This is a genomic window from Zarconia sp. (assembly GCF_057467645.1).
Window position 1 is genome coordinate 65174 of sequence record NZ_JBRJXU010000009.1, and the last position, 11541, is coordinate 76714.

Genomic DNA, 11541 nt, shown 5'->3' on the forward strand with positions numbered 1-11541 from the left:
CGATCGTAACAGGCAATTTTGAGTACGAGAGAAAATATTAATATTTGTCGATTTTTTAGATTTTAGCTAAAACTATCCGATCGATACTTGAACTTTACGATTTCTCAACGCTCGATCGAGCGTAGTGCTAAGAGACGTGCGGGAAAATAACGTGCACCTCGATCGAAAAAAAGCGGGTCGATCGAACCCGCTTACATCAAATTGAATGTCAGTTATCTATCGGTTATAGCAGTCGCCACCATGGTTAGGACACCGAGTGATTTTGCTGATTGACAACGCGAGCAAGATGCTCGCACTGATTGTCCTAACGAACCTGGCGACTGCTATATCTAAATATCGATAATCGATCGAGCCACCTACAGCGTCGCTTCGACCTTGGCACCATTTTCCGACTCGTTCTGAAGCGACCCGTACAAGCGATTGAGGGCGTTCGTGTAGGCGTGGGCCGAGGCGACGATGATATCGGTATTGGCCGCGTGACCGGAAAATACCCGTCCGTTATGGCGCAGACGAATGGTGACTTCCCCGAGAGCATCGATTCCGGCCGTCACCGACTGTACGGAAAACTCAATTAACTCGTTGGGCACGTTCACCACCCGGTTAATCGCTCGATACACTGCATCCACCGGTCCGGTTCCGATCGCCGCATCGGTGAGTTCTTCGCCATTAGGCGTGCGCAGAGTAACCGTCGCCGTCGGACGTGCGTTATCGCCACTGGAGACCTGCACCAATTCCAACCGGAACAGTTCCGGGGGTTGCTGGATTTCATCTTTGACGATCGATTCTAAATCCCAATCGGTGATTTCTTTTTTCTTATCGGCAAAGGATTTGAACTTCAAGAAAGCGTTATTGAGTTCCGTTTCCGATAGCTCGAATCCCAATTCCGTCAACCGGGTTTGGAAGGCGTGGCGACCGGATAATTTACCCAACACGATTTGATTGTCCGTCAAGCCAATGGACTGGGCATCCATAATTTCGTAGGTAAGCTTGTGCTTGAGGACGCCATCTTGGTGAATGCCGGACTCGTGGGCGAAGGCATTAGCCCCGACGATGGCTTTGTTCGGCTGGACGGACATTCCCGTGAGGCTCGATACCAGGCGCGAGGTTTTGTAAATCTGCTGGGTGTCGATTTGGGTTAAGGGGGCTTCCGATTCGGCGGGTCGTCCTAAGAAGGGGTTAAAATACTGTCGCCGGACGCGCAGGGCCATTACCAACTCTTCGAGGGCGGCATTACCCGCTCGTTCGCCGATACCGTTGATAGTACATTCGAGCTGCCGGGCCCCGTTCTTCACCGCTTCGAGGAAGTTCGCCACCGCTAAACCGAGGTCGTTGTGTCCGTGAACGGAAATGATGGCGCGATCGATATTGGGAACGTTTTCTTTAATCCCCCGAATCAGTGCCCCGAATTCGCTGGGGGTGGTGTATCCCACGGTGTCGGGAATGTTGACGGTGGTGGCCCCGGCGGCGATCGCCGTTTCGAGGACTTGGTACAAAAATTCGGGATCGGAGCGTCCCGCATCTTCTGGGGAGAATTCCACATCATCGACGAAGGTTTTGGCGTAGGCGACCATTTCCGGTACGATCGCCAAGACTTCTTCTCGGGTTTTGCGGAGTTTGTACTCTAGGTGAATATCAGAGGTGGCAATGAAGGTATGAATCCGACCCCGCGCCGCATCCTGTAGGGCTTTGCCGGCGGCTTCGATATCTTTTTTGGCAGCCCGGGCCAAACCGCAGATGGTGGGACCGTCCACGGTTCCCACGGCCTGGGCAATTTTCGAGACGGCTTCAAAATCCCCCGGACTAGCGTAAGGGAACCCGGCTTCGATGACATCCACACCCAGTCGAGCGAGTTGGCGGGCGATGGTGAGCTTTTCATCAACGTTCAGGGTGGCTCCTGGGGACTGTTCGCCATCGCGTAAGGTGGTATCGAAAATGATAATGCGATCGTCCTGGCTTTGTGTCATCGGTTCGTTCTCCTTCGCCGTGTGGTAGCGATAATTAGCGATTAACTTTGGGCACTGGGCACAAATCTAAGGCAAATTTTGTAATTTCTAGCTTATCGTTGTTCGTTCGATTTTCCCCACAACACCAGAGGCGATATCTTGAAAAAATGGAGCGGAAACGATCGTCGATTGGGTGAGGTGTCTTGACTACAATTCGTTCAAATTGAGATTTTCCGACTTTAATAGATGTATACCACTCCCGACTCCTTTGTGAAAACGCAATCTCGAGCCAATCCTCGATCTCGCCCTATTAATTTCCGATCGGAAGAGAGCCTCGGAAATTATCGAATGAAGCTCTCTTCGCTGGATATTTTTTAGTTTTCTGTGCGAGAAACTATGCTTCCTTTAAAGCCGTGGATTTTTAAGCTTTAAACTCAACTCTAAAACTCAACTTTTTCGATTTTATCGCGAATTAAATTCAAATCGATATATCGATCGGTCACGTTACGCAATTCCCGCGCGATCATCCCTTCCGTTGAGACAACTGTAATATGAGTATTTTTCGATCTCAAGAGTTCGATCGCCCGCTCGAAGTCTCCATCACCACTAAATAAAATCACGCGATTGTATTGTTCGACGGTATTAAACATATCAATCACAATTTCGATATCTAAATTTGCTTTTTGAGAGTAGCGACCCGAACTATCATCGTAATATTCTTTGAGAATTTTAGTCCGAACGGTATAGCCCAAACTAATGAGAGCATCCCGAAATCCACGCTGGTCTTGGTGGTCTTTGAGTCCGGTATACCAAAAGGCATTGACCAACATGGTTTGGCTTTGTTCGTTTCTGAAATATTCTAAAACGCGCCTGGGGTCGAAAAACCACCCATTTTTTTGCTGCGCGTAGAACATATTATTACCGTCTACAAAAATTGACAGACGGCTTAGAGAATTTACCATATGGTTTTATACCCTTATACCTATTAATAAATTTTTTGATGTCAATAAGGTTGATAACTTAACAGATAAAATTGCTCGAGCAACTGAGATTCTAACTAGAACTCTAACTGGGACTCCAGAAAGAGGAAATCGATAGAAATAAGCAGTGCGATCGCCAATTCTAGGAATCTATTAATCGTTTTCTTCGCGCATCAGAGTTCCTCGCACCCCAAAGGAACTCGCATGCAAAAATGCTAAGCTCGATGCGATTGAAAAGACATTGCGATGTCGGTTAATTTCGCGAGCGGCAATCTCGTTTAGGCAATGTTGGTTTCGATCGCCCAACGAGCTAATTCCGTCCGATTGTGTAAACCCGTTTTTGCCAACATATTAGAAACGTGACTTTCGATCGTGCGCTGGCTAACATTCATTTCCCGCGCAATTTCTCGGTTTGCCATTCCCCGAGCGACCCAATTGACCACTTTTTGCTCCGTCGGCGTTAACTCCACATTGGCTCGTACCGACAGTTGCGGTGCGTTCTCCGAACCCGCCGGCTTGCGGGCGCGAGATGCTTGTTTGAGGGTGGCTTCCACTTGAGCGACGAGTTCCTCGGGCTCGAAGGGTTTCACCATGTAAACATCACCGCCGATCCCGAGTCCTTTAATCCGATCTTTGCTTTGACCTTTCGCGGATAAGAACACGACAGGAATCCACTCTGTAGTCGAATCTTCTCGTAGTTTCTCCACAAAGGTATAGCCGTCCATTTCCGGCATCATGACATCGCAAATAATCAAATGAGGAATGTTTCCATCTTTTAATTTATCGATGGCTTCCACACCGTTATTAGCAGTTAATACTTCATAACCGCGAAATTCTAGATAATCTTTGACTAGTAAAATTAAGTTTGGATCGTCATCAACCAATAACAATTGTTTTTGATTTGCCACATTCGTCTTGGTCTGTTTCATAATCTGCCACTCAGTACGTAGTGGTTCTTAATAGTACAAATAATGTTCGAGCATAGCCCACTTCTGTAATTATAGACGTGAAACTAGGCTTTCGTCTCCCTGTACTCAGTTTGCGCGGATAGATGTAGCATGGCAGTTACCAGTACCGGCCTCAATTGTTGGGTCGTCTATCTAACAGGATTGGGCACTTCCTGCAACTGGAAATTTCCCTACCCACTTCTACGATCGTTCCGGTTTCGATCGTAGAGATCGAAACCCTGACATCCTAAAGATCGAGTTGAGACAATCGATTCTTGTTGTCAGAGTTGGATAAAGATAGTGAATTCGAGTAAATCGAAGACTCTTGGGAACAAATCGGAAAAATTTCCAGAGTCTGAAGAAAGCTCGCGCCATAGGACGACGGAAACCTATTCCTATAGCAACCGCCAAAGCGATGAGGACAACACCGAGCAATTGTGTAGTCTGACCGAGGTCTTTCCCCCCCTACCTCCCTTGCCTCCCTTGTCTCCCTTGCCCGCGGTCACTTATGTCCGCGCCCGATATGGCGACTGCGATATCGGATTGTCCTAACCTCACTGAATACAGCGATATACATCCGCCAATGACAACCCCTAGCTACGACTACATTCTGGTAGGTGCGGGATCGGCAGGCTGCGTCCTGGCGCACCGCTTGACGGAAGACCGGCAAACCACAGTCTTGTTGCTGGAAGCGGGAGGGACCGATGCCGCAGTTCAAATTCAAATCCCCGCAGCTTTTTCCCAACTCTTTCGCACGGACTGGGACTGGGCGTATGAAACCGAACCGCAGTCGCAATTACACGATCGCACCCTGTATTGGCCTCGGGGTAAAGTTCTCGGGGGAAGTAGTTCCCTCAATGCCAGCATTTACATTCGGGGGCATCGCAGCGATTACGATCGCTGGCAGGAATTGGGTAACTCAGGATGGGGTTTTACCGACCTGTTACCCTACTTTAAAAAAGCCGAACGTCAAGAACGAGGTGCCTCAGAGTACCACGGAACTAACGGACCGCTCAACGTGACCGATCGCCCCTACACCAACCCCCTATCCCACAGATTTATCACAGCCGCGCGATCGATCGGTTTACCCGAGATCGATGATTTCAACATCCCAGAACCGGAAGGGGTTGGATATTACCAAGTCACGCAAAAACGCGGTCGCCGCCACAGCAGTGCGAGTGCCTATCTTCAACCCTGCCGCCACCGCTCGAATTTGACGGTGCGAACGGGCACTCGGGTCACTCGCCTGCTATGGGACGGAACGCGAGCAGTGGGGGTGGAATTCCAGCGTCAGGGTGGTTCGATCGAACGGGTCTGCACCCGGCGGGAAGTTATCCTCTGTGGGGGAGCTGTGAATTCTCCCCAACTGCTTTTGCTGTCGGGAGTGGGGGCGGGCGATCGCTTACAGGAACTGGGAATTCCGGTTGTGGTGGATTTACCTGGAGTCGGGAAAAATCTGCAAGACCATTCGGTGACGGGGGTTGTGTGCGAGTGTACCCAGCCAATTTCTCTCGATGGGGCCAAAACCCTTGTCAATACTCTAAAATACTTTCTATTTCGGCGAGGACCGCTCACCTCAAACGTGGGAGAAGCGGGAGGATTCGTGAAAACGCGATCGGATTTGACGGTTCCAGATTTACAACTCCATTTTGCCCCAGCCTACTTTGTCAATCACGGGTTTACCCAACCCAAAGGAAATGGGTTTACCTTGGGCTCGACACCGTTGCGCCCTCAAAGTCGCGGCTACATCGATTTACGCTCTCGCGACCCTTTTTCAGCGCCGACGATTCAACCCAACTATCTGAGTTCGGAGGCGGATTTGCAGGTGGTGCGATCGGGAATTGCCTTATCCCGAAAAATTCTTCAGGCTGCGGCATTCGATGGCGTTCGAGGAGCCGAATTTCTGCCGGGGATCGAAGTCCAAAGCGATGCGGACATCGACGAGTACGTTCGCGCTCATACCGAAACGTTGTACCATCCCGTGGGAACCTGCAAGATGGGGAGCGATCGCATGGCAGTGGTGAACGATCGATTGCAAGTTCTCGGCACGCAAGGGTTGCGGGTGGTGGATGCCTCGATAATGCCAACTATTGTCAGTGGGAATACTAACGCACCCACGATCGCGATCGCGGAAAAGGCTGCGGATACGATTATTGGCGACAATCGATCGTAACGGTCAACGCGGATCGGGTGTGGGATGAAAAGCAAAACGCGATCGCACATGGCGATCGCGCAGGGCAATTGGGGCTGTTAATAACGATGTCGTCTATGCGATTCGGAGCAGTTCGACATCGAAAATCAACGTCGCATTCGGGGGAATCACGCCACCCGCTCCCCGCGAGCCGTAGCCTAAATCTGGGGGGATAATCAGTTTGAAGCGATCGCCCACTTTCATCAGTGCCACCCCTTCATCCCAACCTTTAATCACCCGACCGGTACCGAGGGGGAAGGAAAACGGTCGGTTGCGATCGCGAGAACTATCAAATTTCGTCCCGTCTTCAAGAGTCCCGGTGTAGTGAACGTAAACGGTTTGACCGGTTTGAGGGGTTGCGCCATCTCCTTCAACGAGTTTGACGTACTGCAGGCCAGAATCGGTGGTAATAACTTCTTCCATATCGCTATCGGTTTCCTCTGCTGAGGCGGTGGTGGATGATGCAGGCTCAGAGGCAATGTCGCTGGGGGATGCCTCGGTTGTTTGAGTTGCCGTTTGGGTCATGGATGAATTTTCGGTGGCGATGGTCGCCTGTTTTTGGCCGTTCACCTGCGCGAACAGGACGAATAAACCACAGACAAGCATCACCGCCAAACTGATTAGAATGGTTCGCAAAACCGATCCTCCTTCGTGAGTCGAGCAATGAGAAATCATCGTACCATCAACCCCAGCATTGAGCTATCGGCACTCGGCGGTTACCCGGTAAGGGGCTCGGGATCGATCTCGTTGAGAGCGTGACGCGCCGATTTCTCAATGTTGAATGCCGATGGAGGGGTTTATCGCCAACGCTTATTTTCTAATTCCCGTACTTGCCGTTCGAGGCGATCGATCCGACCGCGCAATTCATCCACTTCGCTTTGACGGGAGACTCCTAAGTCCTGCATGGCATTGCGAAGCTGCTGTTCTGCGTACTCTTTGACGTTTCCCTGTTCGGATTCGATTTGCCCCATGAGCTCGTCCACAAAACTGGTGGCTTGTTCGGAATTTAGCGTTCCTTCTCTAACCCATCGATCGCTGACTTCTCGCAGTTTATCAGCGACCAAAGACGTGGTACCAATGCCGAACATGAGCAGTTGTTTGATGATATCGTTACTATCCATGAAGCGTTCTCGTAAAGGAATATCTCACTGAAATGGCGAGCGAATCTGGCACGTCGGGTTCGTTAGAGTGGCTGTGAGGGCACATGGGTTAAGTGCGATCTCGTTGGGCGCGCTCTGAAAAAATGAGACCGATAAAAATGTGCGATCGCGCATCTACTTCGAATCTTAGCGTGTTGGGTTTGGGTCTGAAATTTGGGGATTACCGATCGATAGGCGTTCGGCAGGGAATATCGCTATTTCAGACTCGTTAAGGACAATTTAGGGGAGATGGGGAGATGGGGAAAGTTATCCCTCAAAGCTAAATTGACTCGAGTAATACCGCAATACGCACCAATACGGGAAAGATGCATTAGAGTTTTCCTCACTCGAAGATCGATTGCTTGACTCAATTGATGTCCAAGATCGGAACAAGTTGACCGCGATACCATTCATGGTAAGTTAGCTCAAAATCCTTTATTATCTACGTCCGATAAGATTATGCCGATCGAATTTACATCTTGCTTCAAATCCCTAACTCGACTGGCTTCTCGCAAGCCGTTTTGGCGTCCCAGTCTCTTGCTCGGTATGGGGGCCAGTTTTTTGTGTTGGGGAGTCCCAGCATCTGCGGCTCAACGCATCGTCCTCGAATATAACGAGGAAGAAATTCTCATCGATATGGCGGATTTGGAAAACTTTGCCCTCACGGGTTCTTTCCCCGAGTTGCAGGAGTTTCTCGAAGGGGAAGTGGAGTTTTTGGAGTCTACTGTTGAGGATGTGATGTCCTTAATTCAAGACGGACTGACTGCCGAACTCGATATTAGCCCCCGCCTGCAAGATGGGGTAGAAGGGTTTCTCGATAGTCCTGCCGGTGATTTTGTTCTGGTGCAACTCAAGCAAATTCTAGTGGGGTCTGAAGAACGCGGCGATCTGCAATTTATTCGGGCGGCAGTGGAACGTTCGATCGAGGATGATAATGCTATTTCCGTACTGGAGTTAATCGAGCGCCATCCCCTCAAGATTCTTTCTTTCGATGCCAGTGGGTTGACGGATATCGTCAATGAAATTGCTGACTTCTTGGGCGTCGACGAAGGGGCAGAACCGACTACTGAAAGCGCACCGAAAAAATAGAACGCTAAATAATTTAGCTTCATAATATCGAGTTTTGGATAAGCTACTATTCCGATTCGATTGCAGTCAAGCCAATGAAAAACCAACTGGGTTTTGTTGTGTAAATCAGTCGAATATTAGTCTTATCCAAAATTGAAATAAATCAATAAAAAGAATACGAGATAAAATTATCCCATTTTATACTTTTTTTGATAACCGTTTTTACAGATAAAAACTTACCGTATCTATTCTTTTTATCGAAAGCCAAAGTGGCTGATTACTTATTGCTGAATAAGTAATCATTATTACTTAAAATTACCGCCGCTGCCGCAATTTCGGATTCACGAACTCATTCAACCCTTCTCCCAATAACGATAACCCCACCACCATCAGCGTCATCGTCAATCCCGGAAAAAAGGCCGTCCACCAAATGCCCGTGGGCAGGGCTTCGAGGGCTTGACGCAAATCGTTCCCCCACTCTGGTGTTTGTTCGGGCAATCCCAATCCCAAAAATCCCAACCCTCCCAAAATCAAAATCGCGTCGGCGGCGTTGAGGGTTAATAATACCGGAACGCTTTGAATCACGTTCAGGAACAGGTAGCGAGACAGAACTCGCCATGTAGAAGCCCCCATAGCCTGGGCTGCCTCGACAAATAACTCAGTTTTGACGCTGGTGGTGTGGTTGCGAACGACGCGGTAGTATTGAGGCACGTAGGCAATGCTCAGGGCGATCGCCGCGTTGAAAATCCCCCGCCCCACCACAAATGCCAGCGTCAAGGATAGCAGCAACCCCGGCAGGGTATATAGAGTATCCATTAAAAAGATGAGAACCCGATCGAACTTTCCCCCTAAATACCCACTCGCTAAACCCAGGGGAACGCCGATACACGCACTCAATGCCGTCGCCATCACCACCACTTGCAATGCCGCTTGCGTACCGAAAAGGGTGCGGGAAAATACGTCGTAGCCTTGGCGAGTCGTGCCGAACCAATGACGCAGGGAGGGGGGATCGTGGATGGGATTGCTCAGCAGTTCCGTTGGATTTTGGATCCATCCCCAATTTTGCAAGAGGGGGGCAAACAGGGCGAATAGAACGAAGCCCAGGGTAATCGCCAGTCCGATCCCCGTCATTTGCATCGAGAGACTGGGACGATCGCCCGATCGCCAAAGTTGAGGAAGTCGAAGTTTGCTCGAAGCCACGATCGCGCCAATAGGGAATGATGATTTGCGAGTATTTGCCTATTGTACGCGCCTATCGTACGCGGGTGCGGCGCTTTAGGAAGAAACTCCCGATCGATCGTCGGCGGATACCGAACCCGATGGCGAACCGTTCTGATGGTAGCCGAAGAAATCGATCCGGTAGTCTGTAATTCGCACGCCGGTTCTTTGCTCGATTTGGGCGAGTAAATCGTCGGGAAGTGTGATGTGGAGATCGAGAATTTGTCCCGTATCGAGGCAGTTGAGATGGGAGTGGGAGTCGCTGATGTGACCGTAGAGTCGACCGTCTGCTCTTTCGATACACTCGACGATTTCCTGACTCGAAAGTGCCTCTAGATTTTGATAGACGGAGGTGTGGCCGATTTCTTTTCCTTGACGGTTGAGGCGATCGTAAATTTCTCGTGCCGATAGGTGTTCTCCCGTCTCCCACAAGAGTTCGAGAATGAAACGGCGCTGACGGCTAAGCCTCATCCCTAGAGACTGACACTTATTGAGAGCATCTTCTAAAGAACGAATGGGTTTCACGATAACCGCCTCATTTTTCATCAGTGACTGAATGTTACTTGAAACTTTTTTGATAAGTATGTTTGATGCTAACCAAAAGGCGATCGATACGCCAGGAGAACACAAATTTTTTTTGACTCAATACCGATCTCAGTCTGAGATCGAGACGTTTCTTTTTGCTAATGGCATTGCCTTGTTGACTATTCTACCGTAGGATTCCTAGGAGCGTTGACCCGCGCTCGCGATCGGCAACGCACCCCCACCGTTGACTCTATTTCAGATGACGATTACCATTCGCCTCGATCGAAATTCCCTGCACGCCCTCGATTTGTCTGGTGCCCGCAACGCCATCGATCCCATTCTCGAGGAGGGGAGGATTGCCGAATCGGAACAATCGATTCAATTTGAAATCGATTACCCCCGCGAACCAAACGATCCCCGCGAACTCTCGGAAATTCCCGAGGTGCGTTTGTGGTTTATCCGCTTGGATGCAAGTTATCCGTGGTTGCCGATTTTGCTCGACTGGAAAGCGGGAGAACTTTCCCGGTACGCGGCGATGCTGGTGCCCCATGAGTTTCATCGCACGGAAGGAATTCAGTACAACCCCGAAGCGTTGGAAATCTTTTTGATGCACAAAATTTTTGCCATTGCCCCTTGGTTGCAACAGCAGAGTCTTCCTAGTAAATCTCGCCTCCAATCTATGGCGCAAATGCTGGGCTACGAGTTGGACGACGGATTTTTCGATTGGGTTGGTTTGGGGTGAGTTAGCTTAGGGTTAGTTTTGGCTGTAGCCAAAACAGTTAGGACGGTCTGAATTGACGCGAGTCTATCTCCCCCAGTTTCCCTTCACCAAAGACCCCTGTATCGGAATCGTTGTCTCCCCCGGCATGAACCATCAACGAACGTCCCATCAACCCCACTTCAAACTGCACTTTGCAACCATTGCATTATTTCATCTGGTAGTTCTTGCCGGCAGCGTTGCTGGGGGTCAATGCAAACGTGGCGAGTGAGGGCAACTGCGACTTTTCGTTGGGCGGACTCTGCTTCTAGAATGGTGTAGGCGATTTCAAACTCGCTCGGAGTTAAAAGTTTGGGTTTGAGGTGGACTTCGATCGCATCCCCGCAGAACAGAGGACGAAAGAAATCAACGCTGGCATGGACGATGGGAATGGCGGTGGTGGAATTTCTAAAAAACGATCGCAACTCGATCCCACTGGCGACTAAAGCTCCTTCGTAGGCTTCGTGGCAAATTGCCAGTAGGTTTGCAAAGTAAACAACACCAGCCGCATCGGTATCTCGAAAATAAATCCTGCGGGTATAAATCGACGAATCGACCATGGAAACGAGAGCTCAAGTGACGTACCCGGTGGGATTCTTTGGATTATCTTAAGATTCCCCGAGTTTTGGTGCAAAACGTTGAGTTTTGAAAAGATTTTTGAAGGATCTGACCGCTTACCCTTCACAAAATGGACAAACTTCTGTTAATATACCGATCAGTCGGTGTGAATAGGTTCTCGCTAACCACGTTTCAAAGCAATTTTTACGTATTAC

Annotated in this window: 11 protein-coding genes; 3 read left to right on the plus strand and 8 right to left on the minus strand. The window is 49.6% G+C overall.

What is annotated here, in order from left to right; translation table 11 throughout:
* Window positions 1-356: 356 nt before the first annotated feature.
* From AC2215_RS01725 to AC2215_RS01735, 3 genes are all read right to left on the minus strand, one after another.
* Entirely contained in the window at window positions 357-1964 is a 1608-nt protein-coding gene (locus AC2215_RS01725; protein WP_486808223.1) for a 2-isopropylmalate synthase, read from the minus strand.
* A gap of 419 nt (window positions 1965-2383) precedes the next feature.
* The gene (locus AC2215_RS01730) at window positions 2384-2905 is read right to left on the minus strand and encodes a LabA-like NYN domain-containing protein (RefSeq protein ID WP_486808224.1); all 522 of its coding nucleotides are present in this window, start codon (window positions 2903-2905) and stop codon (window positions 2384-2386) included.
* 296 nt (window positions 2906-3201) lie between these two features.
* Window positions 3202-3852, minus strand: coding sequence for a response regulator transcription factor (locus AC2215_RS01735; RefSeq protein WP_486808225.1), 651 nt, complete (start codon window positions 3850-3852; stop codon window positions 3202-3204).
* Window positions 3853-4453: 601 nt separating this feature from the next.
* Here AC2215_RS01735 and AC2215_RS01740 point away from each other — a divergent pair.
* Window positions 4454-6043, plus strand: a complete 1590-nt coding sequence (locus AC2215_RS01740) for a GMC family oxidoreductase (RefSeq protein WP_486808226.1) — start codon at window positions 4454-4456, stop codon at window positions 6041-6043.
* 93 nt (window positions 6044-6136) lie between these two features.
* On the opposite strand, the gene AC2215_RS01745 is transcribed toward AC2215_RS01740, so the two are convergent.
* Together AC2215_RS01745 and AC2215_RS01750 are read right to left on the minus strand one after the other, a co-directional pair.
* Window positions 6137-6697, minus strand: coding sequence for an FKBP-type peptidyl-prolyl cis-trans isomerase (locus AC2215_RS01745; RefSeq protein WP_486808227.1), 561 nt, complete (start codon window positions 6695-6697; stop codon window positions 6137-6139).
* A 161-nt stretch (window positions 6698-6858) separates the two neighbouring features.
* Window positions 6859-7182: a phasin family protein gene (locus AC2215_RS01750; protein ID WP_486808228.1), complete on the minus strand. Its 324-nt coding sequence runs from the start codon at window positions 7180-7182 to the stop codon at window positions 6859-6861.
* Window positions 7183-7659: 477 nt separating this feature from the next.
* Between AC2215_RS01750 and AC2215_RS01755 the strand changes: the two genes are divergently transcribed.
* Window positions 7660-8289 (plus strand): alpha/beta hydrolase, encoded by a 630-nt coding sequence (locus AC2215_RS01755; RefSeq protein ID WP_486808229.1) that lies wholly within the window; start codon window positions 7660-7662, stop codon window positions 8287-8289.
* Between the two features lie 294 nt (window positions 8290-8583).
* Here AC2215_RS01755 and AC2215_RS01760 read toward each other — a convergent pair whose 3' ends face one another.
* Together AC2215_RS01760 and AC2215_RS01765 are read right to left on the minus strand one after the other, a co-directional pair.
* Window positions 8584-9468, minus strand: a complete 885-nt coding sequence (locus tag AC2215_RS01760; RefSeq protein ID WP_486808230.1) for an ABC transporter permease — start codon at window positions 9466-9468, stop codon at window positions 8584-8586.
* A 75-nt stretch (window positions 9469-9543) separates the two neighbouring features.
* Entirely contained in the window at window positions 9544-10011 is a 468-nt protein-coding gene (locus AC2215_RS01765) for a Fur family transcriptional regulator (RefSeq protein ID WP_486808231.1), read from the minus strand.
* 259 nt (window positions 10012-10270) lie between these two features.
* Between AC2215_RS01765 and AC2215_RS01770 the strand changes: the two genes are divergently transcribed.
* Complete coding sequence (locus AC2215_RS01770; protein WP_486808232.1) at window positions 10271-10753, plus strand: CRR6 family NdhI maturation factor; 483 nt, start codon at window positions 10271-10273, stop codon at window positions 10751-10753.
* Between the two features lie 158 nt (window positions 10754-10911).
* Here the strand turns inward: AC2215_RS01770 and AC2215_RS01775 are convergent, their stop codons facing one another.
* Window positions 10912-11328, minus strand: a complete 417-nt coding sequence (locus tag AC2215_RS01775; protein ID WP_486808233.1) for an acyl-CoA thioesterase — start codon at window positions 11326-11328, stop codon at window positions 10912-10914.
* Between the last annotated feature and the right edge of the window lie 213 nt (window positions 11329-11541).